This is a genomic window from Streptomyces yamdrokensis, assembly GCF_053890455.1.
Genome location: NZ_CM132679.1, coordinates 3,818,192 through 3,844,659, shown reverse-complemented (window position 1 = coordinate 3,844,659; position 26,468 = coordinate 3,818,192). Strand labels below are relative to the sequence as shown.

Annotated in this window: 24 protein-coding genes; 13 read left to right on the top strand and 11 right to left on the bottom strand. The window is 72.5% G+C overall.

The window, feature by feature from the left end; all coding sequences use genetic code 11:
- Nucleotides 1-222: 222 nt before the first annotated feature.
- From ACWZEH_RS16975 to paaA, 5 genes are read right to left on the bottom strand one after another with little or no spacing between them, the layout of a single operon-like run.
- Complete coding sequence (locus tag ACWZEH_RS16975) at nucleotides 223-1,281, bottom strand: 2Fe-2S iron-sulfur cluster-binding protein (RefSeq protein WP_456199392.1); 1,059 nt, start codon at nucleotides 1,279-1,281, stop codon at nucleotides 223-225.
- A complete protein-coding gene (gene paaD, locus ACWZEH_RS16970) occupies nucleotides 1,281-1,871 on the bottom strand; it encodes a 1,2-phenylacetyl-CoA epoxidase subunit PaaD (RefSeq protein ID WP_456199391.1) in 591 nt (196 codons plus the stop codon). Before paaD ends, ACWZEH_RS16975 begins: the two co-directional genes overlap by 1 nt.
- Nucleotides 1,865-2,620 carry a 1,2-phenylacetyl-CoA epoxidase subunit PaaC gene (gene paaC, locus ACWZEH_RS16965; RefSeq protein WP_456199389.1) on the bottom strand — a complete coding sequence of 252 codons (756 nt, stop codon included), beginning with the start codon at nucleotides 2,618-2,620 and terminating at the stop codon, nucleotides 1,865-1,867. The genes paaD and paaC overlap by 7 nt, the downstream gene beginning before the upstream one ends.
- Nucleotides 2,617-2,904 (bottom strand): 1,2-phenylacetyl-CoA epoxidase subunit PaaB, encoded by a 288-nt coding sequence (gene paaB, locus ACWZEH_RS16960; protein WP_055574617.1) that lies wholly within the window; start codon nucleotides 2,902-2,904, stop codon nucleotides 2,617-2,619. The genes paaC and paaB overlap by 4 nt, the downstream gene beginning before the upstream one ends.
- Nucleotides 2,901-3,899 carry a 1,2-phenylacetyl-CoA epoxidase subunit PaaA gene (gene paaA, locus ACWZEH_RS16955; protein WP_456199388.1) on the bottom strand — a complete coding sequence of 333 codons (999 nt, stop codon included), beginning with the start codon at nucleotides 3,897-3,899 and terminating at the stop codon, nucleotides 2,901-2,903. The genes paaB and paaA overlap by 4 nt, the downstream gene beginning before the upstream one ends.
- A 392-nt stretch (nucleotides 3,900-4,291) precedes the next feature.
- On the opposite strand from paaA, the gene ACWZEH_RS16950 reads away from it, so the two are divergent.
- The 3 genes from ACWZEH_RS16950 to ACWZEH_RS16940 all read left to right on the top strand — a co-directional run bounded on the left by ACWZEH_RS16950 (nucleotide 4,292) and on the right by ACWZEH_RS16940 (nucleotide 7,348).
- The gene (locus ACWZEH_RS16950; protein WP_456199386.1) at nucleotides 4,292-5,185 is read left to right on the top strand and encodes a DUF5819 family protein; all 894 of its coding nucleotides are present in this window, start codon (nucleotides 4,292-4,294) and stop codon (nucleotides 5,183-5,185) included.
- Nucleotides 5,182-6,507 (top strand): HTTM domain-containing protein, encoded by a 1,326-nt coding sequence (locus ACWZEH_RS16945; protein ID WP_456199384.1) that lies wholly within the window; start codon nucleotides 5,182-5,184, stop codon nucleotides 6,505-6,507. Before ACWZEH_RS16950 ends, ACWZEH_RS16945 begins: the two co-directional genes overlap by 4 nt.
- A 61-nt stretch (nucleotides 6,508-6,568) precedes the next feature.
- Nucleotides 6,569-7,348: a TrmH family RNA methyltransferase gene (locus ACWZEH_RS16940; RefSeq protein WP_456199640.1), complete on the top strand. Its 780-nt coding sequence runs from the start codon at nucleotides 6,569-6,571 to the stop codon at nucleotides 7,346-7,348.
- Between the two features lie 21 nt (nucleotides 7,349-7,369).
- On the opposite strand, the gene paaN is transcribed toward ACWZEH_RS16940, so the two are convergent.
- A complete protein-coding gene (paaN, locus tag ACWZEH_RS16935; RefSeq protein ID WP_456199382.1) occupies nucleotides 7,370-9,061 on the bottom strand; it encodes a phenylacetic acid degradation protein PaaN in 1,692 nt (563 codons plus the stop codon).
- Nucleotides 9,062-9,267: 206 nt separating this feature from the next.
- Here paaN and ACWZEH_RS16930 point away from each other — a divergent pair, with 206 nt between their 5' ends.
- Nucleotides 9,268-10,782, top strand: a complete 1,515-nt coding sequence (locus ACWZEH_RS16930) for a 3-hydroxyacyl-CoA dehydrogenase (RefSeq protein ID WP_456199380.1) — start codon at nucleotides 9,268-9,270, stop codon at nucleotides 10,780-10,782.
- On the top strand, nucleotides 10,779-11,369 hold the full coding sequence (locus ACWZEH_RS16925) for a TetR/AcrR family transcriptional regulator (RefSeq protein ID WP_383807453.1): 591 nt from the start codon (nucleotides 10,779-10,781) through the stop codon (nucleotides 11,367-11,369). Before ACWZEH_RS16930 ends, ACWZEH_RS16925 begins: the two co-directional genes overlap by 4 nt.
- A gap of 51 nt (nucleotides 11,370-11,420) precedes the next feature.
- On the opposite strand, the gene ACWZEH_RS16920 is transcribed toward ACWZEH_RS16925, so the two are convergent.
- Nucleotides 11,421-11,915 carry an Lrp/AsnC family transcriptional regulator gene (locus tag ACWZEH_RS16920; RefSeq protein ID WP_384012582.1) on the bottom strand — a complete coding sequence of 165 codons (495 nt, stop codon included), beginning with the start codon at nucleotides 11,913-11,915 and terminating at the stop codon, nucleotides 11,421-11,423.
- A 190-nt stretch (nucleotides 11,916-12,105) separates the two neighbouring features.
- Here ACWZEH_RS16920 and pdhA point away from each other — a divergent pair, with 190 nt between their 5' ends.
- The 6 genes from pdhA to ACWZEH_RS16890 all read left to right on the top strand — a co-directional run bounded on the left by pdhA (nucleotide 12,106) and on the right by ACWZEH_RS16890 (nucleotide 19,626).
- Nucleotides 12,106-13,272, top strand: coding sequence for a pyruvate dehydrogenase (acetyl-transferring) E1 component subunit alpha (pdhA, locus tag ACWZEH_RS16915; protein ID WP_456199378.1), 1,167 nt, complete (start codon nucleotides 12,106-12,108; stop codon nucleotides 13,270-13,272).
- Entirely contained in the window at nucleotides 13,269-14,273 is a 1,005-nt protein-coding gene (locus ACWZEH_RS16910; protein ID WP_456199377.1) for an alpha-ketoacid dehydrogenase subunit beta, read from the top strand. The genes pdhA and ACWZEH_RS16910 overlap by 4 nt, the downstream gene beginning before the upstream one ends.
- Nucleotides 14,273-15,883 (top strand): dihydrolipoamide acetyltransferase family protein, encoded by a 1,611-nt coding sequence (locus ACWZEH_RS16905; RefSeq protein ID WP_456199376.1) that lies wholly within the window; start codon nucleotides 14,273-14,275, stop codon nucleotides 15,881-15,883. Before ACWZEH_RS16910 ends, ACWZEH_RS16905 begins: the two co-directional genes overlap by 1 nt.
- A 208-nt stretch (nucleotides 15,884-16,091) precedes the next feature.
- Nucleotides 16,092-17,036 carry an NTP transferase domain-containing protein gene (locus ACWZEH_RS16900; RefSeq protein WP_456199638.1) on the top strand — a complete coding sequence of 315 codons (945 nt, stop codon included), beginning with the start codon at nucleotides 16,092-16,094 and terminating at the stop codon, nucleotides 17,034-17,036.
- Nucleotides 17,033-18,535, top strand: a complete 1,503-nt coding sequence (locus ACWZEH_RS16895) for a molybdopterin molybdotransferase MoeA (RefSeq protein ID WP_456199375.1) — start codon at nucleotides 17,033-17,035, stop codon at nucleotides 18,533-18,535. Before ACWZEH_RS16900 ends, ACWZEH_RS16895 begins: the two co-directional genes overlap by 4 nt.
- Nucleotides 18,532-19,626 carry a potassium channel family protein gene (locus ACWZEH_RS16890; RefSeq protein ID WP_456199636.1) on the top strand — a complete coding sequence of 365 codons (1,095 nt, stop codon included), beginning with the start codon at nucleotides 18,532-18,534 and terminating at the stop codon, nucleotides 19,624-19,626. The genes ACWZEH_RS16895 and ACWZEH_RS16890 overlap by 4 nt, the downstream gene beginning before the upstream one ends.
- A gap of 117 nt (nucleotides 19,627-19,743) precedes the next feature.
- Here ACWZEH_RS16890 and ACWZEH_RS16885 read toward each other — a convergent pair whose 3' ends face one another.
- Both ACWZEH_RS16885 and ACWZEH_RS16880 read right to left on the bottom strand, forming a co-directional pair.
- Complete coding sequence (locus tag ACWZEH_RS16885; RefSeq protein WP_456199373.1) at nucleotides 19,744-20,595, bottom strand: ABC transporter permease; 852 nt, start codon at nucleotides 20,593-20,595, stop codon at nucleotides 19,744-19,746.
- Nucleotides 20,592-21,620, bottom strand: coding sequence for an ATP-binding cassette domain-containing protein (locus ACWZEH_RS16880; RefSeq protein WP_456199371.1), 1,029 nt, complete (start codon nucleotides 21,618-21,620; stop codon nucleotides 20,592-20,594). The genes ACWZEH_RS16885 and ACWZEH_RS16880 overlap by 4 nt, the downstream gene beginning before the upstream one ends.
- Nucleotides 21,621-21,848: 228 nt before the next feature.
- On the opposite strand from ACWZEH_RS16880, the gene ACWZEH_RS16875 reads away from it, so the two are divergent.
- Complete coding sequence (locus ACWZEH_RS16875) at nucleotides 21,849-22,829, top strand: NAD(P)H-quinone oxidoreductase (RefSeq protein ID WP_456199370.1); 981 nt, start codon at nucleotides 21,849-21,851, stop codon at nucleotides 22,827-22,829.
- 50 nt (nucleotides 22,830-22,879) lie between these two features.
- Here the strand turns inward: ACWZEH_RS16875 and ACWZEH_RS16870 are convergent, their stop codons facing one another.
- The gene (locus tag ACWZEH_RS16870) at nucleotides 22,880-23,566 is read right to left on the bottom strand and encodes a hypothetical protein (RefSeq protein ID WP_456199368.1); all 687 of its coding nucleotides are present in this window, start codon (nucleotides 23,564-23,566) and stop codon (nucleotides 22,880-22,882) included.
- Between the two features lie 276 nt (nucleotides 23,567-23,842).
- Here ACWZEH_RS16870 and ACWZEH_RS16865 point away from each other — a divergent pair, with 276 nt between their 5' ends.
- Nucleotides 23,843-24,385, top strand: coding sequence for a bacterial proteasome activator family protein (locus tag ACWZEH_RS16865; protein WP_456199367.1), 543 nt, complete (start codon nucleotides 23,843-23,845; stop codon nucleotides 24,383-24,385).
- A 126-nt stretch (nucleotides 24,386-24,511) separates the two neighbouring features.
- Here the strand turns inward: ACWZEH_RS16865 and ACWZEH_RS16860 are convergent, their stop codons facing one another.
- Nucleotides 24,512-26,170, bottom strand: a complete 1,659-nt coding sequence (locus ACWZEH_RS16860) for a protein kinase domain-containing protein (protein ID WP_456199365.1) — start codon at nucleotides 26,168-26,170, stop codon at nucleotides 24,512-24,514.
- Between the last annotated feature and the right edge of the window lie 298 nt (nucleotides 26,171-26,468).

Here is a 26,468-nt window from a genome sequence, read left to right as displayed (position 1 = left end):
GTCGACGCCCCGCCGCCACCGCTTCATCGGGTTTCAGCCCGGCGGACGCGACGCCGGCAGTCTCCCAGGGCCTCTTCGTGCGCAGGTGCCCGGCCGGACGGGAGCTCCACTCCGGAAGGTCCGCAGGCCACCCCCCGGCGCCCCGGAGCCGATCCGACCGAACGGCGTCGCAGGGGCCGGGGGCGGGGACGGCGCGGTGTCTGCGGGAGGGGTGTGCCGCCGTCACCGGTCGAAGTCCAGCTCCACCTTCTCCGTCACCGGACGCGACTGGCAGGCCAGTACGTAGCCGGCCTCGGTCTCCTCCGACTCCAGCGCGAAGTTGCGGTTCATCCGTACCTCGCCCGAGACGAGGAAGGCGCGACATGTTCCGCACACCCCGCCCTTGCAGGCGTAGGGGGCCTCTGGGCGGTTGCGCAGCACCGTCTCCAGCAGGGACTCGCCCTCCTGGACGGGCCAGGTGCCGCCGCGTCCGTCGAGCAGGGCGGTGACCGTGCTGTGGGCGGGGGCCGGCGCCGTGGGGGCGACCGGGGCGCCGGTGTCCACGTGGAAGATCTCCTCGTGAATGCGGGAGCGCACCACGCCGAGACCGCGCAGGGCCCGCTCGGCCCCCTCGACCAGCCCGTACGGGCCGCACAGGAACCAGCCGTCCACCTGCCCCACCGGCAGCAGGGCCGGCAGCAGGGCGGCGAGCCGCTCCTGGTCGAGCCGTCCGGACGGCAGTCCCGCCTGCTGCTCCTCCCGCGAGAGCACCGGCACCAGCTGGAACCGGTCGGGGTAGCGGTCCTTCAGGTCGGCGACCTCCTCCAGGAACATCGTCGAGGCGGCCGTCCGGTCACTGCGGATCAGACAGAACCGGGCCCCGGGCTCGCGCTCCAGAAGGGTCGAGACGATGGAGAGCACCGGGGTGATGCCGCTCCCGCCGACGATCGCCGCGTACCGGCCGGGCGCGGGCGGGAGGGTGAACCGGCCCGCCGGGGTCATCACCTCCAGCTCGTCCCCGACGCCGACCTCCTTCAGGGCGTACGTCGAGAAGGCGCCGCCCTCGACCAGACGCACCCCCACCCGCAACGTGCCGGGCCCCTCGCCTTCGGGGGCCGGGGAGCAGATCGAGTAGGTGCGCCGGATGTCCTCCCCGTCGGCCCTGCGCCGCAGGGCCAGATGCTGGCCGGGGGCGTAGCGGTACTCCTCGCGCAGGTCCGGCGGGACGGTGAGGGTGAGGGCGACGGAGTCGTCGGTGAGCCGGTCGACGGCGGCCACCCGGAGCCGGTGGAAGCGCGCCATCACAACTCCTTGAAGTGGTCGAACGGTTCACGGCACTCCAGGCACCGGCGCAGTGCCTTGCACGCGGTGGACGAGAAGCGGCTGAGCAGCTCGGTGCCGGCACAGCCGCAGTGCGGGCACCGCACGGGCTCGGGCGTCTCGCCGAGTGCCTCCTCGGTCATGGGCCCGGGCGTCCCGTTCGCCCACGGCTCGCGGGTACGCGTGCGGGTCGGCCCGAGCTCCACCGCGACCGCTCCCGACGCCGGCCGTACGCGCGGCGGGGCGATGCCGAACTCCCGCAATTTGCGGCGCCCTTCGTCGGTGATGTCGTCGGTCGACCAAGCGGGCGCGAGCACTCTGCGGACGGTGACCTCGCGCACCCCGTGCTCGCGCAGCACCCGCTCTATGTCCGCCGACATCGCCTCGACGGCCGGGCACCCCGTGTACGTGGGAGTCAGCTCGACCTCGACGGTGTCCGCACCGCGCGCGTGCACCGCGCGCACCACGCCCAGCTCGCGCAGGGTCAGCACGGGCAGCTCGGGGTCGGGCACCGAACCGGCCAGTTCGAGCAGTTCCGCCTCGAGCGGAGTGATGGCCGCCGGGGTCACCATGTCGCCCCCGGGTGGCTGCGGTGCAGGTGCTGCATCTCGGCGAGCATGCGGCCGAAGGACTCGGTGTGCAGTCCCTGGCGTCCGGCACCGGCCGCCCACGCACCCGTGCGCGGGCTGTCGGGCACGGTGAGGGTGGCTCGGCCCAGTACCTGCGTGATCCGCTCCAGCCAGGCCGTCTCCAGGCCCGGCCAGTCGACGTCGAGGCCCTCGACCGGCTGGAACATCTCGCCGGTGTACCGCCACAGCCCGTCCACGGCCCGCTGCATCCGGGTGTGGCCGGTGTCGGTGCCGTCGCCGAGCCGCAGGGTCCACTGCTCGGCGTGGTCGCGGTGGTAGGCGACCTCCTTGACGGCCTTGCCCGCCAGCGGTGCCAGCGGGCCGCCCCCGGCGGCGAGTTCGGTGTGCAGGAGGTACTGGTAGGCGGAGAAGTACAACTGGCGGGCGATGGTGTGGGCGAAGTCGCCGTTCGGCTGCTCGACCAGTTGGAGGTTGCAAAAGGCGCGTTCCTCGCGGAGGAACGCCAGCTCGTCCTCGTCGCCCGCCATCGACAGCAGCACGCGGGCCTGGCCCAGCAGGTCCAGCGCGATGTTGGCGAGGGCGACCTCCTCCTCCAGCACGGGGGCGTGGCCGGCCCACTCGCCCAGACGGTGGGAGAGCACCAGGGCGTCGTCGCCGAGGGTGAGTGCGGCCGTGGTGAGGACGGCGTCCCGGGAGGGTGCACGGGTGCCGGAGCCGGGTGTCGTCGTCACAGGTGGCGCACCCCCTCGGGGATCTCGTAGAACGTCGGGTGCCGGTAGGGCTTGTCGGCGGCCGGTTCGAAGAACGGGTCCTTCTCGTCGGGTGAGGAGGCGGTGACCGCTGACGACGGCACGACCCAGATCGAGACGCCCTCGCCGCGGCGGGTGTACAGATCGCGGGCATTGCGCAGGGCCAGCTCCGCGTCCGGGGCGTGCAGGCTGCCGGCGTGGGTGTGGGACAGTCCCCGGCGCGAGCGCACGAAGACCTCCCACAGGGGCCAGTCGGTGTCGGTCATGCGTGGTTCGCTCCTGTCTCACCGGTGGTGCGCTTGGCCGCGTAGGCGGCCGCCGACTCCCTGACCCAGGCACCCTCCTCGTGGGCACGCCTGCGCCGGGTCAGCCGCTCCTCGTTGCACGGGCCGTTGCCCCCCAGGACGTCCCGGAACTCCGTCCAGTCGATCGGGCCGAAGTCGTGCTGTCCCCGTTCCTCGTTCCATCGCAGGTCCGGGTCGGGGAGGGTGAGGCCGAGCGACTCGGCCTGGGGGACGCAGATGTCGACGAAGCGCTGCCGCAACTCGTCGTTGGAATGCCGTTTGATCTTCCAGGCCATCGACTGCGCGGAGTGCCGGGACTCGTTGTCGGGCGGGCCGAACATCATCAGCGACGGCCACCACCAGCGGTCCACCGCGTCCTGCGCCATCGCGTGCTGTTCCGGGGTGCCGCGGCTCAAGGCCAGCAGCAACTCGTAACCCTGGCGCTGGTGGAAGGACTCCTCCTTGCAGATGCGCACCATCGCGCGCGCGTACGGGCCGTACGAGCAACGGCACAGGGGCACCTGGTTGGTGATCGCGGCGCCGTCCACCAGCCAACCGATCGCGCCGACGTCGGCCCAGGTCAGCGTGGGGTAGTTGAAGATCGAGGAGTACTTCTGGCGACCGGAGTGCAACTTGTCCAGCAGCTCCTCGCGCCCCGTCCCGAGGGTTTCGGCGGCGCTGTAGAGATACAGGCCGTGCCCCGCCTCGTCCTGCACCTTGGCCATGAGGATCGCCTTGCGGCGCAGCGAGGGCGCGCGGGTGATCCAGTTGGCCTCCGGCTGCATGCCGATGATCTCGGAGTGCGCGTGCTGGGCGATCTGCCGGACGAGCGTGGCGCGGTAGGCGTCGGGCATCCAGTCGCGCGGTTCGATCCGCTCGTCGGCGGCGACGGCCGCGTCGAAGGCGCGCTCGTACTCCGCGCCGCCGCGCGCGCTGTCACCCGCGTCGGCGCCGACGCTGTCGACTGCTGTCGCCATGAGGTCCCCTTCGACCTGGGTTCTTCTCGACCCGGGCTTCCCCGGGTTCTTCCCGAAACACGCTCCCGACCGATCGTTCGGTTCGCGCGATTCCATGGTGGGACGGGTGCCGCGAGGTGTCAACAGCTGTGGATGACCTGCGGGCGGGATCGTCGGGGGCGGGCTGCCCGTGGACAACCCGGGCTCGGCCGGGCCGGGCCGTGGATGTGGTGACGGCCACGGAATGCGCGGACCGCTGGGACTGTGCCGGGACGGCCGGTGCTGAGTACCGTTCCCGTGCGACGCTGCGAAGCGGTGTACGGGCGGCACGATGCCCTCGCATGCCGCACGGTGGCGGCGATCGACCGGAATCCGGACCGGGATCCGGACCGGAACTGTGGGAACGGGGCGGGATGGACGCGTACGACGAGGGCTCGCACGCCCGGCACGGGCGGGCCGGGCCGGGCGCGCCGAGCGGCCCTGCCCCTGCACTGCCCCCGGATCCGCCTGCTCCCGCCCCTCCTCCCGCACCGCCTCCTCCCGCACCGCCTGCTCCCGCACCGCCTGCTCCCGCACCGGCGGGGCCCGCCGCCCAGGACGGTTCCCGGCCCTCGGACGTCCCTCCGGCCCCGGACGCGGGCCCCCCGCCCCCCGAGCCCCGTACCGGCGTGGCCGCCCTCCCGCTCCGTCGTCGGATCGTTGCCGCCGTGGCGCTCGGGACCGTCGCGGTCGTCGTCTGTGTGCACATGGGCATGACGTTCCTGCACGTCGCGCCCGCGAACACGGTCTCCAAGGAGCACGCCGAGGCGATCGAGGACTGGATCTACCCGGAGTTCGAGCAGAACTGGAAGCTGTTCGCGCCGAACCCGTTGCAGCAGAACATCTCCGTCCAGGTCCGCGCCGAGGTGCTGACGCCGGACGGGGGAGTGCGGACCACCGGCTGGTACGACCTGTCCGCCGAGGACGGCCGGGCCATCGACGGCAACCTCCTGCCCAGCCACACCCAGCAGAACGAGCTGCGCCGCGCCTGGGACTTCTTCGTCGCCACGCACGACGGTGAGGAGCGGCCGGTGGGAATGCGCGGCACGCTGGCCGAGTCGTATCTGCGCCGGATCATGGTGATGCGGCTCGACCGGTCGGACGCGGCCGGGCCGGGCGGTGTCGTCGACCGGATCCAGGTCCGCTCCCGCACGGCCGACGTGCCGCCACCGGAGTGGAGCGGGGAGGAGGTCTCCACGAAGCCGGTGTACCGCACACTGCCCTGGTGGCCGGTGCCGGAGGACGAGGCCCGGGGAGGCATCGGGTGAACCGCTTTTCGGCCAAGGTCTCCGGTGCCGTCGCACGGGTCACCGATTCAGCCCTCGGCCCTCACCAGACCGCGGTGATCCGGATCGGGTTCAGCGCGACCTGGCTGCTGTTCCTGCTGCGCGAGTTCCCCCACCGCCAGGAGCTGTACGGGCCCGACGGCCCGTGGGCCTGGGACCTCGCCGATCAGCTCGTCGGGTCCAACGGCGCCTTCACCGCGCTGCTGTGGTCGGACGGGCAGGGCTGGTTCGAGGCCCTCTACCTGCTCGCGGTGGTGTGGAGCGTCCTGCTGCTGCTGGGCTGGCGCACCCGCACCATGTCGGTGCTGTTCATGGTGGGCGTGCTGTCGCTGCAGAACCGCAGTGTCTTCATGGGCGACGGCGGCGACAACGTCCTGCACCTGATGGCGGTCTACCTCGTGTTCACGCGCTGCGGCCAGGTGTGGTCCCTGGACGCGCGGCGCGCCCGGCGCGCGGACGAGGCACGCGCGTGTGGAGAGCGGCCGCGGGACCGGACGGGCCCCGCGCTGTGGGGGGTGCTGGGTTTCCTGCTGCTCCTGGCGACCCTGGCCGGCCGGATGGACGGCGACTGGTTCGTCCCGGCGCTGCTGTGGGCCGTATGGTCGGCGCAGGCGCTGTGGTGGCTGGTGGGGCGCTGGGCGAGGACCCCGCAGCCACGCGTCCTGCTGGACGTCGTCGCCAACATCGTGCACAACGGTGCCCTGTTGGTGATCATGGCTGAGGCCTGCCTGATCTACGCCACGGCCGGCTGGTACAAGATCCAGGGCTCCCGCTGGCAGGACGGCACCGCGGTGCACTACCCGCTGCACCTGGAGTACTTCTCCCCCTGGCCGGCCCTCGGCGACCTGCTGACCGCCAGCGGCACCCTGGTGATGCTGGTGACCTACGGGACGGTCGCCGTGCAGGTGGCCTTCCCGTTCACCCTGTTCAACCGGCGGGTCAAGAACGTGCTCCTGGCGCTCATGATCACCGAGCACGCGGTGATCGCCGTCGTCCTGGGGCTGCCGTTCTTCTCCCTGGCGATGATCGCGGCCGACGCCGTCTTCCTGCCGACGTCGTTCCTGCGCCGCCTGGGCGACGTCTTCACGCGCCTTCGCGCGTGGGTACGCAGCCCGGCACTCCGGATACCGCCACCGCGCACGCGCAGGCACGCGGGTGGTGCGCCGGTGCCCGCACCCAGGACCGGGGGCCCGGGAGAGCCGGTGGATCACATGGGCCGTGCGGAGCAGGAGGAGCAGGTGGGTCGGGCCGCTCGGGGTCCGGCCGTCCCGGCACCCGGAAAAGCACCCGGCACGCGCCCGTAGGCTGCACGTCATGGCAGCCCCCGACCGCGAGACCGCCCCCGACGGCACCGCCGTGCCCCCCATGCCTCCTGCCCGGGACGACCCCGCCACCGTGACCCGTTGGCACCGGCGGAGCGGGGACGCGGTCCTGCTCGACGGATTCCACGCCCTCAAGCACGCCGTGCGCTTCGGCGCCGACGTCGAGACGGCGGTCACCGCGGACCGGGCCGCCGCGCTCGCCCTCGCCGACGAGCTGGCCCCGGACGTCCGGGAGGCGCTGGCGGCGCTGCTGGCCGAGGTGCCGTACGAGACGTACGCCTCGCTCGTGCCGCGCCCGCACCCCACCGCCGTCGCAGCCCTCGCCGTACGCCCCTCCCGCGCGGGCAACCTGGAGAGGCTGGCACACACCCCGCGCACCGCCCCCGTGGTGGTCCTGGACCAGCCGCGCAACCTCGGCAACGCGGGCGCCGTGATCCGGCTGGCCGCCGGTTTCGGGGCGACCGGGGTCGTCACCACCGGCACCCTCGACCCCTGGCATCCCACCGTCGTACGCGGCGGGGCCGGACTGCACTTCGCGACCGTCGTGGAGCGGCTGGCCGTCGGCGAACTGCCCGGTGGCCCGGTGTTCGCACTCGATCCAAAGGGCGAGGACATCCGCGGGCTGAGACTTCCGGACGACGCGCTGCTCGCCTTCGGCTCGGAGCGCAGCGGGCTCTCGCCCGAGCTGCGCGCGCGTGCCGACCACCTGGTGGCGCTGCCGATGCGCCCCCAGGTCTCCAGCTACAACCTCGCGACCAGTGTGGCCATGACGCTGTACCACTGGAGCGCCACCGGGGGCGCACCCGGTGGCGCACCCGCGTGAAAACACGGGCCCACGAGGGGCTCATGCCTCCCGCCGCACCTCGATCACCCGGAAGCGGTTGGCCACGAAGGCGGTGTCGGTGAGGGCCGCGTTGGCCGCCGGGTTGCCGCCGGAGCCGTGGAAGTCGGAGAAGGCGGCCGTCTGGTTGACGTACACCCCGCCGGTGAGGTTGAGGGAGAGCTGGGCGGCCTCCTCCAGGCAGACCTCCCGCACCGTCTCCTCGAACTCGGGGGAGGTCGTGTACGCGCCGACGGTCATCGCGCCCTTCTCACGGACGGTGCGCCGCAGCAGCTTCGCCGCGTGGGACGCGGAGTCGACGGCGACGGCGAAGGAGACCGGTCCGAAGCACTCGTTCATGCAGGCGGCCTCGGCGTCCGGCTTCGCACCGTCGAGCTTCACGATCACCGGCGTACGGACCACCGCGTCCGGGAACTCCGGGTGGGTGATCCCGCGGGAGGCGAGGGCGACCTCGCCGAGCCCGGCGGCGGCCTCCAGGCGGGTCCTGACACCGGGGTTGACGATCGCGCCCAGCAGGGCGTTCGCGCGCGTGTCGTCGCCGAGCAGGCCGTCGACCGCCTGCGCCAGGTCGGCGACGACCTCGTCGAAGGACTTGGGGCCCTGGTCGGTGGTGATGCCGTCGCGCGGGATCAGCAGGTTCTGCGGGGTGGTGCACATCTGGCCGCTGTAGAGCGACAGGGAGAACGCCAGGTTGGCGAGCATGCCCCGGTAGTTCCCGGTCGACTCCACGATCACCGTGTTGACGCCGGCCTTCTCCGTGTACACCTGCGCCTGGCGGGCGTTGGCCTCCAGCCAGTCGCCGAACTCCGTGGAGCCGGTGTAGTCGACGATCCGGATCTCCGGACGTGTGGCCAGGGTCTTGGCGACGCCCTCGCCGGGCCGCTCGGCGGCCAGCGCCACCAGGTTCGGGTCGAAGCCGGCCTCGGTGAGCACCTGGCGCGCGACCTGCACGGTGAGGGCGAGCGGCAGCACCGCGCGGGGATGCGGCTTGACCAGGACCGCGTTGCCGGTGGCGAGGGAGGCGAACAGGCCCGGATAGCCGTTCCACGTCGGGAAGGTGTTGCAGCCGATGACCAGGCCGATGCCGCGCGGGACCGGTGTGAACTGCTTGGTCAGCGCCAGCGGGTCGCGCTTGCCCTGCGGCTTGGTCCACTCCGCGGCGGTGGGGGTGCGCACCTGCTCGGCGTACGCGTACGCCACCGCCTCCATGCCGCGGTCCTGCGCGTGCGGGCCGCCGGCCTGGAACGCCATCATGAACGCCTGGCCGGAGGTGTGCATGACCGCGTGGGCGAACTCGGGCGTCCGGTCGCTGATCCGCTTGAGGATCTCCAGGCAGACCACCGCGCGGGTGTCGGCGCCCGCGTCCCGCCAGGTCCGCATCCCGGCCCGCATGGCGGGCAGCAGCACGTCGAGGTCCGCGTGCGGGTAGCCGACGCCCAGCTCGATGCCGTACGGGGAGGTCTCGCCGCCCACCCAGTCGTCGGTGCCGGGCTGGCCGAGGTCGAGGCGGGTGCCGAGCAGCGCGTCGAAGGCGGCCTTGCCCGCCGCGAGGTCCTGGCTGCCGTTCTCCCCGTAGGCCTTGGGGTGCTCGGGGTGCGGGGACCAGTACGCGCGCGTGCGGATCGCTTCCAGTGCCCGGTCCAGGGTGGGCCGGTGCTGGGCGGTCAGCTGCTGCGCGGTGTTTTCGGCGGCCATCGGGGACCAACTCCTCGTCGAGTTCGGGGACCGGGCAAAGCCTTGGGCAGGAGGCAGGGGTGGCGGAAGCCGACGACGCCGGAGTGGAGGGCGCCGGGGCATGGATGTCGGAAGTCGGGCGGTCGGAGTTAGAGTAACCGAACGATCGGTCGGGACAAGAGGGTCCGCCGCATCTGTGGACAAGCCCGTGCGGGAGGATCGCGCACATGACAGCACTCGACCTCAACAGCCCCGTGGCCGTCGTCGGCACCGGCACCATGGGCCAGGGCATCGCCCAGGTCGCACTGACCGCGGGGCACCCCGTGCGGCTGTACGACGCCGTCCCCGGCCGGGCCCGGGAGGCCGCCGAGGGGATCATGGCCCGGCTCGACCGGCTCGTGGCGAAGGAGCGGCTCACCGCCGCCGGCCGGGACGCCGCCCGCGACCGTCTGACGCCCGCCGACGACCTCACCGGACTCGCCGACTGCGCCCTGGTCGTCGAGGCCGTCCTGGAGCGCCTGGACGTCAAACAGGAACTGTTCCGCGCGCTGGAGGAGATCGTCCCCGACGACTGCCTGCTCGCCACCAACACCTCCTCCCTGTCGGTCACCGCCGTCGGCGGCGCCCTGCGCGTCCCCGGCCGCTTCGTGGGTCTGCACTTCTTCAACCCCGCTCCGCTGCTGCCGCTCGTCGAGGTCGTCTCCGGCTTCGCCACCGACGTCACCTGCGCCACGCGCGCGTACGAGACGGCCCGCGCCTGGGGCAAGACGCCGGTCGCCTGCGCCGACACCCCCGGCTTCATCGTCAACCGCATCGCCCGGCCCTTCTACGCCGAGGCCTTCACGGTGTACGAGTCCCAGGGGGCCGATCCGGCCACGATCGACGCGGTGCTGCGCGAGTCCGGCGGCTTCCGCATGGGTGCCTTCGAACTGACCGACCTCATCGGGCAGGACGTCAACGAGTCCGTCACCCACTCGGTGTGGCAGGCCTTCTTCCAGGACGTGCGCTTCACGCCCTCGCTCGCCCAGCGCCGGCTGGTCGAGTCCGGCCGCCTCGGCCGCAAGAGCGGCCGGGGCTGGTACGACTACGCGGACGGCGCCGAGCGTCCCGAGCCGCGCACCGCGGAGCAGGCCGGGGCGCCCGCGTACGTGGTCGCCGAGGGCGATCTGGGGCCCGCCTCGGACCTGCTCGCCCTGATCCACGAGGCCGGAATCCAGGTCCGTGCGGAGGACGAGGACAACGGCACCCGCCTGGTGCTGCCCAGTGGCGGCCAACTGGCGCTCGCCGACGGCCAGACCTCCGTGGAGTACCACGACGTCGTCTACTTCGACCTCTCACCGGACTACCGCGGGGCCACGCGTATCGCCCTGTCCCACTCCCAGGACACCTCCGCGCGGACCGTCGCCGAGGCCACCGGACTGTTCCAGGCGCTCGGGAAGAAGGTCAGCGTCATCGGGGACGTCCCCGGCATGATCGTCGCGCGCACGGTGGCGCGGATCATCGACCTGGCGCACGACGCCGTCGCCAAGGGGGTGGCCACCGAGGAGGACGTCGACACCGCGATGCGCCTGGGCGTCAACTACCCGCTGGGGCCCTTCGAGTGGAGCCGCCGCCTCGGCCGCGGCTGGGCCGGTTCCCTCCTCGACGACCTGCACGAGCGCGATCCGTCCGGCCGCTACGCGCCGTCCCTCGCGCTCTACCGGCACGCGTGCGCCACCGAGAAGCGGGAGGACACCCCATGACCACCGCCAGGCGCGACACGTACACCCCGGAGTCCCTGCTCTCCGTCGCCGTCCAGGTGTTCAACGAGCGTGGCTACGACGGCACCTCCATGGAGCACCTCTCCCAGGCCGCCGGTATCTCCAAGTCGTCGATATACCACCACGTGGCGGGCAAGGAGGAGCTGCTGCGGCGCGCGGTGACCCGGGCGCTGGACGGCCTCTTCGGCATCCTCGACGAGGAGCACGCGCGCGTGGGGCGTGCCGCCGAACGCCTGGAGTACGTCGTACGGCGCATGGTCGAGGTCCTGATCGCGGAGCTGCCGTACGTGACGCTGCTGCTGCGCGTGCGCGGCAACACGGGCACCGAGCGGTGGGCCCTGGAGCGGCGACGCGAGTTCGACCACCGGGTGGCGGCGCTGCTGAAGGCCGCGGCGGCCGACGGGGACGTGCGGGGCGACATCGAGGTGCGCCTGGTGACCAGGCTGGTCTTCGGGATGATCAACTCGCTCGTCGAGTGGTACCGGCCCGACGGGCGCGGCATGAGCGAGCGCGAGGTGAGCGACGCGGTGGTCCGGCTGGCCTTCGGCGGGCTGCGCAGGGCGGGCTAGGACGGGCTCCGGGAGGACCGGCCCGGCAGGGGTGGCCGGGTGGCCGGTGGTTCACCCCTGCGGCTCCAGGTCCTCCTCCTCGAACACCAGCAGGGTGCGCGTGCTGAGCACCTCGGGGATCGCCTGGAGCCGGGTCAGCACCAGTTCCCGCAACGCCCGGTTGTCCGGGGTGTGCACCAGGAGCAGTACGTCGAAGTCGCCGCCCACCAGGGCGATGTGGGAGGCGCCGGGAAGCTGCCGGAGCTGTTCGCGGACCGTGCGCCAGGTGTTCTGGACAATCTTCAGGGTGATGTACGCGGAGGTGCCGTGACCGGCCCGTTCGTGGTCGACGCGGGCCCCGAATCCCCGGATGACGCCGTCCTCGACGAGCCGGTTGATCCGGGCGTAGGCGTTCGCGCGGGAGACGTGGACCCGGTCGGCGACGGACCGGACGGAGGCGCGGCCGTCCGCCTGGAGCATGCGCAGGATGTCCTGGTCTATGGCGTCCAGGGGGCGCGCGGGCGGCACCGGCCCGCTCCCCTCCGGACTCCCGGCACTCTCGGCCATTTGTTCAGACGACACCCGGCCCCGCCTCCCCGCCATGGACGTACTGCGTCCATCTCAGGCCGTGGAGAACCGTTTGTCCACAGCCTGGTGCCACCCGTAGCCAAAATGTGCCGGCGACCGAACAATCGGTTGGTGAGGCGCGTCACAGACGCCGCGCCCCACCAAGCCACTCCCACGAGGAGGTGCCGTCATGACGGTCATGGAGCAGCGGGGCGCGTACCGGCCGACCCCGCCGCCCGCCTGGCAGCCACGTACCGACCCCGCGCCGCTGCTGCCCGACCCGGAGCCGTACCGCGTGCTCGGCACCGGGCGGGCCGACGCGGCCGACCCGGAGCTGCTGCGCCGGCTGTACGCGGAGCTGGTGAAGGGCCGCCGCTACAACGCGCAGGCCACCGCGCTCACCAAGCAGGGCCGTCTCGCGGTCTACCCCTCCAGCACCGGTCAGGAGGCCTGTGAGGTCGCCGCCGCGCTGGTCCTGAAGGAACAGGACTGGCTCTTCCCGAGCTACCGCGACACGCTCGCCGTCGTCGCGCGCGGGGTGGACCCCGTCGAGACCCTCACCCTCCTGCGCGGTGACCGGCACACCGGCTACGACCCCTACGAGCACCGGGTCGCGCCGTTGAGCACGCCGCTGGCCACCCAGTTGCCGCATGCCGTCGGGCTCGCGCACGCCGCCCGCCTCAAGGGTGACGACGTGGTCGCGCTGGCGATGGTCGGCGACGGCGGGACCAGCGAGGGCGACTTCCACGAGGCACTGAACTTCGCCGCCGTGTGGCGCGCACCGGTCGTCTTCCTCGTCCAGAACAACGGCTTCGCGATCTCCGTCCCGCTCGCCAAGCAGACCGCGGCCCCGTCGCTGGCCCACAAGGCCGTCGGCTACGGGATGCCCGGCCGGCTGGTCGACGGCAACGACGCGGCCGCCGTGCACGAGGTCCTGGCCGACGCCGTGCGCCACGCGCGCGCGGGAGGCGGCCCGACCCTGGTCGAGGCGGTCACCTACCGCGTGGAGGCGCACACCAACGCCGACGACGCGACCCGCTACCGGGGCGACGCCGAGGTGGAGACCTGGAAGGAGCACGATCCCGTCGCGCTCCTCGAACAGGAACTGACCCGCCGCGGCCTGCTCGACGACGACCGTCTCGCCGCCGTCCGTCAGGCCGCCGAGACCATGGCCGCCGACCTGCGGGCGCGCATGAACCAGGACCCGGCGCTCGACCCCATGGACCTGTTCACCCACGTCTACGCCGAGCCCACCCCCCAACTGCTGGAACAGCGGGAGCAGCTGCGGGCCGAGCTGGCGGCCGAAGCCGAAGCCGAGCCCGGTTCCGGGGTCGAGCCGGGGAGGACACAGCGATGACCACCGTCGCCGCCAAACCGGCCACCATGGCGCAGGCGCTCACCCGCGCGCTGCGCGACGCGATGACCGCGGACCCCTCCGTCCACGTGATGGGCGAGGACGTCGGCACCCTCGGCGGTGTCTTCCGGATCACCGACGGACTCGCCGAGGAGTTCGGCGAGGACCGCTGCACGGACACCCCGCTGGCCGAGGCGGGCATCCTCGGGACGGCCGTCGGCATGGCGATGTACGGGCTGCGGCCGGTCGTGGAGATGCAGTTCGACGCGTTCGCCTACCCGGCGTTCGAGCAGTTGGTGTCGCACGTCGCCAGGATGCGCAACCGCACGCGCGGCAGGATGCCCCTGCCGCTCACCATCCGCATCCCCTACGGGGGTGGCATCGGCGGCGTCGAGCACCACAGCGACTCCTCCGAGGCGTACTACATGGCGACTCCCGGGCTTCATGTCGTCACGCCCGCGACCGTTCCGGACGCCTACGGGCTGCTGCGGGCCGCCATCGCCTCCGACGACCCGGTCGTCCTCCTCGAACCCAAGCGTCTGTACTGGTCGAAGGACTCCTGGGACCCGGAGCAGCCGACGGCCGTCGATCCCTTGGGCCGTGCGGTGGTGCGGCGCTCCGGCCGGAGCGCCACGCTCATTACGTACGGACCGTCCCTCCCCGTCTGCATGGAGGCGGCCGAGGCGGCCCGCGCCGAGGGCTGGGACCTGGAGGTCGTCGACCTGCGCTCGCTGGTGCCGTTCGACGACGCGACGGTGTGCGCCTCGGTGCGGCGGACGGGACGTGCGGTCGTCGTCCACGAGTCGGGTGGCTTCGGTGGTCCCGGCGGGGAGATCGCGGCCCGGGTCACGGAGCGCTGCTTCCACCATCTGGAGGCGCCGGTGCTGCGTGTGGCAGGGTTCGACCTCCCGTATCCGCCACCGATGCTGGAGCGTCACCACCTGCCCGGCGTGGACCGGATCCTGGATGCCGTGGGGCGTCTGCAGTGGGAGGCCGAAAGCTGATGGCACAGGTGCTGGAGTTCAAGCTGCCCGACCTCGGTGAGGGGCTCACCGGGGCGGAGATCGTGCGCTGGCTGGTCGAGGTCGGCGAGGTCGTCGCCGTCGACCAGCCGGTCGTCGAGGTCGAGACGGCCAAGGCGATGGTGGACGTGCCCTGCCCCTACGGGGGCGTGGTCACCGCCCGCTTCGGCGAGGAGGGCGCCGAGGTGCCGGTGGGCGCCCCGCTGATCACGGTCGCGGTGGGCGGCCCGGCCGATGACGACGGCCGACCGGTGGAGGAGACGCCTTCCGCGACGGACGGCTCCCGCGCCGGCAGTTCCCGTGCCGATGCCTCGCGGGCGGCGGACTCCCGCGCAAAAGGCCCGCGATCGGCGGGTTCCGGCAACGTGCTGGTCGGTTACGGAACCTCGGAGGCACCGGCCCGGCGGCGCAGGGTGCGGCCGGGCCCGACGGCGCCGAGCGCGTCGGCGTCGCCGGCCGCTTCCACCGCTTCCACCGCTTCCACCGCTTCCACCGCTTCCACCACGTCCACGTCCACGTCCACGGTGAACGGTTGGGCCACCGCCGAAGGACAGGCACCCGCTGCCCGGCAGGCCCGTACGGCCGCCGGGGCGGTGGACGGGCCGGTACCCGTGATCTCGCCGCTGGTGCGCCGACTGGCCCGGCAGCACGGTCTGGATCTGCGCGAGATGTCCGGTTCCGGGCCCGAAGGGCTGATCCTGCGGGCGGACGTGGAGTACGCGCTCCGGGCCGCCGGAACACAGTCCGGCAAGGACAAGGACAAGGACCGGGCGCCCACGCCCTCCACCGAGCCACACCCGCGCGCGCCGCGGACACCGGCACAGGAACCGTCGCAGGTGTACACGCCGGCCGTCGGAGTCCCGACTGCCCCGGATTCCACCCGCATCCCCCTCAAGGGCATCCGCGGTGTCATGGCCGACAAGCTGTCCCGCAGCCGCACCGAGATCCCCGACGCGACCTGCTGGGTGGACGCCGACGCGACCGAGCTGATGCGGGCGCGGGACGCGATGCGGCGTTTCGCCGAGGAACGTCCACAGAGCCCCGCGGCCGGCGGGCCGAAGATCTCCGTGCTCGCCCTGCTGGCCCGGATCTGCACCGCCGCGCTGGCCCGCTTCCCCGAGCTCAACTCCTCCGTGGACATGACGGCCAGGGAGGTCGTCCAGCACAGGGCCGTGCATCTCGGCTTCGCCGCGCAGACCGAGCGCGGGCTCGTCGTCCCCGTCGTCCGGGACGCGCACGCGCGGAACGCTGAGTCGCTGACGGCGGAGTTCGCCCGGCTGACCGAGGCGGCCCGCACGGGAACGCTGACGCCGGCGGAACTCACCGGCGGCACGTTCACGCTGAACAACTACGGCGTCTTCGGCGTCGACGGCTCCACCCCGATCATCAACCACCCCGAGGCCGCCATGCTCGGCGTCGGCCGCATCGTCCCCAAGCCATGGGTGCACGAGGGCGAGTTGGCGGTGCGGCAGGTCGTGCAGCTCTCGCTCACCTTCGACCACCGGGTCTGCGACGGCGGCACGGCAGGCGGCTTCCTTCGGTACGTGGCGGACTGCGTGGAGCAACCGGCGGTGCTGCTGCGCACGCTGTGACGTCTGTTCTGCCCGACCGCATGGTGCGTGCCCCCGCGTTCCCCGTGATCGCGGGGGCACGCATACTCGGGGGGTGACCGACTACGAGCTCCCGGATGCTCCCGGAGCCGCTGGCGACCGCACCCGTGACCGCGACCCCGCGCCGGGCCGGGCGGCACCCGCCGCGTACGACGAATCCGCCGCGCACTCCCCGTCCTCCACACGCCCCATGCCCGACACACCCCTCGTCCACGACGCCCTCGTGCTGGCCGGAGGCGGTGCCCGGCGGCTCGGGGGCGCGGACAAGCCCGGGGTGCGGGTGGGCGGCCGGGCGCTGCTCGACCGGGTGCTGGCCGCCTGTTCCGGTGCCCGCACCACCGTGGTCGTGGCCGACCCCCGGCCCACCTCCCGGCCCGTGTCCTGGGCCCGTGAGGATCCGCCGGGCGGCGGGCCGCTCGCCGCGCTCGACGCGGGGCTCCGGCTGAGCACCGCGGAGTACGCCGTACTGCTCTCCGCGGACCTGCCGTTCCTCGACGGAGCCACGGTCGAGGAGCTGCTGACCACCCTGCGCACGAGCACGGCCGACGGGGTTCTGCTGACCGACGCCGACGGCCGGGACCAGCCGCTCGTGGCCGCGTACCGGACGGCGGCCCTGCGCCGCGGACTGGCCGCGCTCACCGAGCGGCACGGCGCGTTGGCCGGGCTGCCTCTGCGCCGGCTGACCGGCTCGCTCGACCTCACCCGAATCCACGGCCCAAAGGCGTCGTTCGACTGCGACACCTGGGACGACATCGCCACCGCCAGAGCACGCATCAGGGAGCATGGACACGTGTTGGATGAATGGATTTCCGCAGTCAAGGACGAGCTGGGCGTCGATCTGGACGTCGACACCAACGTCCTCCTCGACCTCGCCCGTGACGCCGCCCACGGTGTGGCCAGGCCGGCGGCGCCGCTGACCACCTTCCTCGTCGGCTACGCGGCGGCCCGCGCCGGCGGTGACCGGGAGGCCGTCGCCGAGGCCGCGCGCAAGGCCGTCGCCCTCGCCGCCCGCTGGGCAGACGAGGACACCACCGACGCCGCGTCCGCGCAGCACGACGACAAGCAGCGCGACGACAAGCAGCCCGACGCCCCCATCGCCGACGCAGCCCCCGGTGCGCGCCCGGACGCCGGATGAACGCGCCCGACGCCCGGGCCGACAAGGACACCGGGACCACCGACGACGTCGAGGATCCCGACGACCTCGACGTCGAGGAGGCTCTCGCCCTCGTGAACGACGCCTCCGGCCGTACCTCCGGTGACCCCGCGCACGCCCGCTCCCCCCGCAGGGGCGGGCCCCGGCCCGCCGCGGACGGTCCGGGCCCCGCCACCCGCCGGCACCCGCGCCACGCCCTCCCCTGGACCGAGGCCCGTGCCGTCGCCGAGCGTGCGGTCCGCCGGGGCACCGGCAGCCGGTCCGCCCGTCGCGCCCCGGCCCCGGTGCCGCTCGACGCCGCCCTCGGTCTCACCCTCGCCGCCCCCCTCACGGCCCTCACCGACCTGCCGTCCTTCGACACCTCGGCCATGGACGGCTGGGCGGTCTCCGGCCCCGGGCCCTGGGCCGTACGGGAGGAAGGCGTCCTCGCCGGGCACGCCGAGCACCCGCCGCTCACCGACGGCGAAGCCGTCCGTATCGCCACCGGGGCCCGTGTCCCCCCGGACACCACCGCCGTCCTGCGCAGCGAACACGGCCGCACGGACGACAACGGCCGGCTGCACGCCTCTCCGCCCCGACGGGCCACCCAGCCCGGGGCCGCCACCACATCCCGGTCAGTGGGCGCACCCCACGCCGGGCCCGCCTCCGCGGTCGCGCAGGGGCAGGACATCCGCCCCCGTGGCCAGGAGTGCCGCAGAGGCGACCAGCTGCTGTCCGTCGGCACCTTGGTGACCCCGGCCGTGCTGGGCCTCGCCGCGGCCGCCGGATACGACACGCTCAGCGCTCTCCCCCGCCCCCGCGTCGAAATCCTCGTCCTCGGCGACGAACTGCTCACCGAAGGCCTCCCCCACGACGGGCTGATCCGGGACGCGCTCGGTCCGATGCTGCCGCCCTGGCTGCGCGCACTCGGCGCCGAGGTCACCGCGGTCCGCCGAGTCCGCGACGACGCGCGGACGCTGCACAAGGCGATCACGAAGTCCGACGCCGACGTCGTCGTCACCACCGGAGGCACCGCCGCGGGCCCGGTCGACCACGTTCACCCGACGCTGCGCCGCATCGACGCCGAACTCCTCGTGGACGGAGTCGAGGTGCGCCCCGGCCACCCCATGCTTCTGGCCCGCACCAAGGAGAACCAGTACCTCGTCGGTCTGCCGGGCAACCCCCTCGCCGCGGTCTCCGGGCTGCTCACGCTCGCCGAGCCCCTGCTGCGGACCCTCGCGGCCCGCCCGGCCCCCGAGCCGTACGTGATGCCGCTGCGGGACGCCGTCCACGGGCATCCGCACGACACCCGGCTCATCCCGGTCGTCCTGCGCGGTGACGTGGCCCTGCCCCTGCACTACAACGGTCCGGCCATGCTGCGCGGCGTCGCGGCGGCCGACGCCCTCGCCGTCGTCCCCCCGGGTGGTACGCGGCCCGGCCAGGAGGCGGAACTGCTGGACCTGCCCTGGGCGTCCGGAGGAATCGGGGTGTGTTTCACGTGAAACTTCCGGGCCAGGACGCCATCGCCCGCCAGGCGGACGAGCACTTGGTGACCCATCGGGTGAAGCTGCCGAGGAAGGTGGTCGAACACCCGGTCCGCCAGGTCACCAAGCGGCTGTCCATGGCGTTGCTCCTCCTCGTGGTGACGGCGTTGATCGTGTACATCGACCGCGACGGCTACACCGACAACTCCGACGGCGCCCTCGACTTCCTCGATGCCTTCTACTACGCGACCGTCACCCTCTCCACCACGGGGTACGGCGACATCACCCCGGTCAGTGACGCCGCCCGGCTGACCAACATCTTCGTCATCACGCCGTTGCGTGTGATGTTCCTGATCATCCTGGTCGGCACCACCCTCGAGGCCCTCACCGAGCGCACGCGGGAGGAGTGGCGACTGAACCGCTGGAGGTCCACGTTGCGTGATCACACCGTCGTCGTCGGATTCGGCACGAAGGGCAGGTCCGCGATCAAGACCGTCTGCGCGACGGGGCTCCGCAAGGAGCAGGTCGTGGTGGTCGATCCCAGCAGCAAGGCGATCGAGGCCGCGGCGGCCGACGGATACGCGGGTGTCATAGGGGACGCGACGCGCAGCGAGGTGCTGAAGCGGGCCGAGGCCTACCGGGCGAAGCAGATCATCATCGCCACGCAGCGCGACGACACGGCCGTGCTGGTGACGCTGACGGCCCGCCAGCTCAACCGCGGCGCGAAGATCGTGGTCGCGGTACGCGAGGAGGAGAACGCCCCGCTGCTGAAGCAGTCGGGTGCCGACGCGGTCATCACCAGTGCCAGCGCGGCCGGCCGGCTGCTCGGTCTGTCCGTGCTGAGCCCCGCGGCCGGCATGGTGATGGAGGACCTCATCCAGCAGGGCACCGGTCTCGACATGATAGAACGGCCGGTCATAAAGGCTGAGGTGGGCAAGTCGCCGCGGGAGGTCGACGATCTGGTGGTGAGCGTTCTGCGCGGGCACCGGGTGCTCGGCTACGACGACGAGCACGTCGGGACGCTCGAGCTCACGGACCGGCTGATCACCATCGTGCGGGCGACCCCGGGCACCCCGGTCACCCCCGACATCCGACCGCTCCACGACTGACACCGCCGGGACGTCACGAGAAACACGAGAGATCACGAGAGGCCGCGAGAAACAACGCGGAGTCCCCGGGCCGGGTGCCCGGGGACTCCGCGTTTCCGCCCGCCTCGTCGGCCCGCGTCACTTGCGGTTGTAGAGCCGCATCGTGACCGGTCCGAAGACCAGGACGAACAGGGCGGACCAGCCCAGCGACCAGGCGACCTCGTCGGCCGGCCAGTCTCCCGCCATCAGTCCGCGCACCGCGGACGCGAGGTGCGTGACGGGACTGTTGTTGACGAAGGCCTGGAGCCAGCCCGGCATGGTGCCCGGGTCGACGAAGACGTTGGACAGGAAGGTGAGCGGGAAGATCACCATCATGCTGACGCCCATCACCGACTTCTCGGTGCGCAGCATCAGCCCGAACATCGTCCAGATCCACGAGAACGCGAACGCGAAGACCACCAGCAGCACGATCCCGGCGAGTACACCGGCGACCCCGCCGTCCGGCCGGTAGCCGAGGATCATGCCCACGGTCAGCATCACGACGGACGCGATGGTGTAGCGCAGGGCGTCGCCGAGCAGATAGCCGACCATCGTCGAGGGTCGCCAGATCGGCAGGGTGCGGAACCGGTCGAAGACGCCCTTCTCGATGTCCGTGTTGACCGAGACGCCGGTGTACATCGTGATCATCACGACCGACATCACCAGGATGCCCGGCAGCAGGAACTGGATGTACTCCTTGGGCGAACCGGCCAGCGCCCCGCCGAAGAGGTACGTGTACATCAGCACCATCATGATCGGGAACGCGGTGACGTCGAAGAGCTGCTCCGGCACATGCTTGATCTTGAGGATCGCGCGCCAGCCGAAGGTCAGGGAGGCCGACCACGCGCTGGGCCGCGGCGGACGCTCCTTGGCGACCAGCAGCTCGGCGAGGGAGTCGGTGCGGACCGGGGCGAGTTCCGCGCTCTTGGTGGTCGTCGTCACGGTGCTCATGCCGCCACCTCGTCCTTCGGGTTGTGGGAGTCTTCGGAATCGTCGGAGCCGGTCTGGGTGTCGTGGCCGGTGAGGGCGAGGAACACCTCGTCCAGGCTCGGCTGGCCGAGCGAGAAGTTGTCGACGGTGACGCCGGCCGCGGCCAGTTCGCCCAGGGCGCGGGCGGCCTGTTCGGCGGCGGTGTCCTGGCTCGCGGCCGCGCCCAGACGGGCGGTGAGCGTCACCGGGTCGGGCTCGGGCTGCACCGTCGCGTCGAGCAGGCGGCGCAGCAGATCCGCGGCGAGCGGCCGTTGGTCCGGGTCGCGCAGCCGCAGATGGACGGTGCCGGCGCCGACGGAGGCCTTCAGCTCGCCCTTGGTGCCCTCGGCGATCACCTTCCCGCGGTCGATGACGGCGATCCGGGACGCCAGCTGGTCGGCCTCGTCCAGGTACTGCGTGGTCAGCAGCACGGTCGTGCCCTGGGCGACCACCGCGCGCACGATGTCCCACACCTGGTTGCGGCTGCGCGGGTCCAGGCCGGTCGTCGGCTCGTCGAGGAACAGCAGGTCGGGTGTGTTGAGGATGGACGCGGCGATGTCGATACGGCGCCGCATGCCGCCCGAGTAGTGCTTGACCTGCTTCGCCGCCGCGTCCGTCAGGCCGAACGCCTCCAGAAGCTGGGCGGCACGGGTGCGGGCGGCCGGTTTGCGGTGGCCGAGCAGCCGGGCCAGCAGGATCAGGTTCTCGGCGCCGGTGAGGTCCTCGTCCACGGACGCGTACTGCCCGGTGAGGCTCACCAGGCCGCGCACCGTGTCGGCCTCGCGCACGACGTCATGGCCGAAGACACGGGCGTCGCCGCCGTCCGGCCTCAGCAGGGTGGCGAGCATCTTCACGGTGGTGGTCTTGCCGGCGCCGTTCGGTCCGAGGACGCCGTACACCGTGCCGGCCGGTACGGAGAGGTCGACCCCGTCGACGGCCCGGGTCTCACCGAAGGTCTTGACCAGGCCGGCGGTCTCGATCGCCAGGCCGGACGTCTGCGTGCTCATGCTTCGGGTCCTTCCACGTGCTTCCGGGTGCTGGGGCTACGCAGGGGGAGACCTTCACCGTCGCGCAAATTCATCGCTCCCGCACACGGATTTCCCGAGAACCGGCCCAACGACGGACCCCGCCCCCGCCCATGGACCCAGGCCGGGCCCAGGCCGGGCCCGGTCCGGGCCCGGACCTGCCCTCGCACCTGAGCCGTCCACGGCCCGGTCAGGGGTAGCGTCGTTCTCATGTATGCGATCACGATTCCCGAACCCGGTGGGCCCGAGGCGCTGGTGTGGGAGGAGGTCCCCGATCCCGTTCCCGGCGAGGGCGAGGTGCTGGTCGAGGTGGTGGCCGGCGCCGTCAACCGTGCCGACATCATGCAGCGGCAGGGCTTCTACGACCCCCCGCCCGGTGCCTCCCCCTACCCCGGCCTGGAGTGCTCCGGGCGGATCGCCGCACTCGGTCCCGGTGTGACCGGGTGGGCGGTCGGTGCCGAGGTGTGCGCGCTGCTCGCGGGCGGCGGCTACGCGGAGCGGGTCGCCGTCCCGGCCGGCCAGCTGCTTCCCGTTCCCAAGGGGCTCGGCCCCAAGCAGGCGGCGGCACTCCCGGAGGTCGTCTGCACGGTCTGGTCGAACGTCTTCATGGTGTCCCATCTCCGTCCCGGCGAGACGCTGCTCGTGCACGGCGGCTCCAGCGGCATCGGCACCATGGCGATCCAGCTCGCCAAGGCCGTCGGCGCCAAGGTCGCCGTCACGGCCGGTACGAAGGAGAAACTGGAGCGCTGCGCCGAGCTGGGTGCCGACATCCTGATCAACTACCGCGAGCAGGACTTCGTGGCCGAGCTGAAGCAGGCCACCGACGGCGTCGGCGCGGACGTCATCCTCGACAACATGGGCGCCAAGTACCTGGACCGCAACGTCAAGGCCCTCGCCGTCAACGGCCGGCTCGCGATCATCGGCCTGCAGGGCGGTGCCAAGGGCGAGCTGAACATCGGCGCCCTCCTGAGCAAGCGCGCCGCCGTCAGCGCGACCTCGCTGCGCGCCCGGCCGCCTGCGGAGAAGGCGGCGATCGTCGCGGCCGTACGGGAACACGTCTGGCCGCTGGTCGACGGCGGCCATGTCCGTCCCGTCGTCGACCGTGAGATCCCGATGCCGGACGCGGCCGGTGCCCACCGGGTCGTGGAGGCCAGCAGCCACATCGGCAAGGTGCTGCTGATCGCGCCGTAGGACTGCCGGATGCCGGATGCCGGATGTCCGTGGGGCCCGGCCCCCGGGCTTCAGCTCCGCCGCAGCCTGAGGCCCACGAACGCCAGCCCCAGCCCGAGCCCCATCAGGACGAGTCCGCTGCCCAGCGGCAGGATGCGCAGCATGGGCCCGGCGGAGTGCCCGGTGCCGGTGGCGGCGTTCGCCGTGGGCTGCCGTGACACCTCGGAGGGCACCGAGGGGGCGGTCTCCCGGGGCCGGGCCGCGTCCGGGGCGGGCCCGGTGTCCGCCGCGTCGGCACGGGCCCCGCCCGGCTTCTCGGGGACGCCGCTCACACCGTCGCCGCCGGTGTCGCGTCCGCCGCCACCCGGTTCGTAGTCCCGTCCACCCCACGGGTCGGCCTTCCCGGCCCCTCGGGGACTCTCGGGCCTCTCGCTCTGCTCCTCCGGCACGGACACCTCCCGCCCCGGCCGCTTCCGCCCTTCCCCGGGGCGGCTGCCGGCCCTGGAGGGCTCCGCGGAGGGCGAGATCGACGGCTTCGCGGCCGAAGTGGGAGCCGAGCGGAAGGGCGGGGGAGCGGAAGAGGGGGCGGAGGAGGATCGCGTGGTCGCGCGGGAGGGCGCGTCGGGCGGCCCGCCCAGCACCTCCTGGCGCCCGCCCACCGCCCCGTCGGCGCCGTACGCCACCGACGCACCGAAGGGCGCCGCGACAGGGCCGTACGGCATCGTCGCCCCCGCCCCGGTCGCCGTCCCTGCCGTCACCCCGAGCACGACACCCGCTCGCAGGGCGAGCCCCGCCCCTGTCGCCCCCGTTACACGTAGCCATGAAGTCACGACGGTGACCTCCCGCGCCGGCCGGTGCCCGTTCGCACCGTCGGCAAGATGGGCCGGATGGACCCCCACAGGCTCGCATTCCCGTGTGTACCCGGCATTTCGGATTACCCCACTCAGGGGGCGGCCGAGGGACGGCCGGGGAACGGCCCAGGGGCGGTCAGGGGGCCTCGAAGGTGTGCGACGGGCGTGCGAGAGAATGGCCGTATGGAGATGCCGAGGAATGAACGGTCGCCGGACGATCCGCAGGTTCTGGTCGTCGGCCAGGACGGCATGGCGCTCGGCGGGGGTGCCGGGGACGAGGACTCCCGCGAGGTCCCGGTCACGGATCAGGTGGAGCAGCCCGCGAAGGTCATGCGGATCGGCAGCATGATCAAGCAGCTGCTGGAGGAGGTGCGCGCGGCTCCTCTGGACGAGGCCAGCCGGGTCCGGCTCAAGGAGATCCACGCCAGCTCGGTGAAGGAGCTGGAGGACGGGCTCGCGCCCCAGCTGGTCGAGGAGCTGGAGCGGCTCTCGCTGCCCTTCACGGACGAGGCGACCCCGAGCGACGCCGAACTGAGGATCGCGCAGGCCCAGTTGGTGGGCTGGCTGGAGGGCCTCTTCCACGGCATCCAGACCACGCTCTTCGCCCAGCAGATGGCCGCGCGCGCCCAGCTGGAGCAGATGCGCCGGGCCCTTCCGCCGGGCGTCGGTGACGGCGGCCACGAGGAGCCCCCGATGGGCGGCCGCTCGGGTGGCCCCTACCTGTAGGCGTTGTAGTCGTTGTAGTCGTGTAATCGTCCGCTCGTCCCTGTCCCGCTGCGACAGGAACGAGCGAGGGGGGCCCGGTATCGAAGCCGGGCCCCCCTCGTGTGTCCTTGTGGTGTCCTTGTGGACTCAGGCGCTCGGCGGGTTGCCCGTGGAGACGTCGAGCTGGATCTTGGGCATGTCCTCGGGGTCGACGTCCGTACCGGCGGCGGGGAACTGGTTCATGACCGAGCCTTCGCCGTACGTGTTCTCGTCGACGGTGCGCACCTCGAGGTCCCAGCCGGCGGCCTGGAAGCACTCCTTGACCGACTTGATGTACTTGAACTTCAGCTTCGGGACCTGGATCTTGTCCTCGTCGTTGTAGGACTCCTGCGGGTCCGTGCACTCCTCCGGGTCGATCGTCTTGGTCGTGTCGGGCCCGCGGTGGCCGGACACCTTCGACGCCGACGCCGACACCGACGCGCTGACGCCCGGGTCGCCGCCCTTGTTGTCCTCGTCACCGCCGCCGTTGGCCAGCAGGACCGCGAGCAGGCCGCCGACGGCGAGGACGGACACGGCGATCGAGCCGATGATCACCGGCCTGTTGTTCCTGCCGCCGCCCGGTCCGCCCGAGCCCGAAACCTGGGGTGTCAGGTTGTACGGCGGCGGCGTCGACGGACCGCCCTGCTGCGCGCCGTACGGGGAATGGGGTGTCGCGTAGCCGCCCTGCTGCGGGTAGCCGTACGCCGAGGGGGCCGGGGCGCCGTACGGGTTCGGGGTGTGGTGCTGGGGCGGGACCGGCGTGTACGGGGTCTGGACGCTGCCCGGGGCCGCCTGCGCCGACTGGTCGACGGGCGGGAACACCGCGGAGCCGACACCCGCGCCGCTCTGCCCGTGCGCGCCGGGGACGATGCTCGGCGGGGCCGCCTGGAAGGACTGGCTCACCCGCAGGCACTCGCCGCGCATGGCCTCGGCGCTGGGGAAGCGCTCGTTCGGGTTCTTCTTCAGCGCGCGGGTGATCAGCGCGTCCACGGCCGGGGGCAGCGCGCGGTTGACCGAGGAGGCGAGCGGCGGCTCCTCCTGTACGTGCGCGTACGCGATGGCCAGCGGCGAGTCGGCGTCGAACGGAAGGCGTCCGGTGACCAGCTGGAAGAGCATGATGCCGACCGAGTACAGGTCGGAGCGGGCGTCGACGCCCCGTCCGAGCGCCTGCTCGGGCGAGAGGTACTGCGGGGTGCCGACGACCATGCCGGTCTGCGTCATCGACGTCACGCCGGACTGCATGGCGCGGGCGATGCCGAAGTCCATCACCTTGACCACGCCGCGCTTGGTCATCATCACGTTGCCCGGCTTGATGTCCCGGTGGACCAGGCCCATCTCGTGGCTGATCTCCAGGGCGGCCAGCACGTCCGCGGTGATCTTCAGCGCCTTGTCGGCGGGCATCGCGCCCTGCTGCCGCACGTCCTCGTCGAGCACGGAGCCGAGCGGGCGGCCCTCGACGTACTCCATGACGATGTACGGCGTCAGCATGCCCTCGACATCGTCCTCGCCGGTGTCGAAGACCGAGACGATGTTGGTGTGCGTGAGCTTCGCCACGGACTGGGCCTCGCGGCGGAAGCGTTCGCGGAAGGCCTGTTCCCTGCCGAGTTCCGTGTGCAAGGTCTTGATCGCGACCTGACGGTCGAGCACGCTGTCGTACGCGAGGTGGACCGAGGCCATGCCGCCCTGGCCGAGCAGGTCCCGCAGTTGGTAGCGGCCGCCTGCGAGCGCCCGCCCCGCGTTGTGGCCCCGTGCGCCGTCCTGGCTCATGTTCCGCGTCCCCCGTAGCCTCTCCGGCGCTGCCGTCGACGACCGATTCCTCGTAGATCCCATGCGCTATTCCCGGCCAAGTCTGCCCGAGGCCACGGACACGTCAAGCGTGGGGCCCGTTCCGTGACCGTACGGGACAGAAGAGTCGCGGAAGCGTTACAGGGGGCGGGAGCCCGGGCCGCCACCCAGCACACAGAATTTGCATGACGATACGGATTACGGGTTTCATGATCGGTCCGTCTCGTGCCGGTCCTGGCGTCCCGTCCCGGACCGGAGGTCGGCGCGGAGGCTGTAGCGT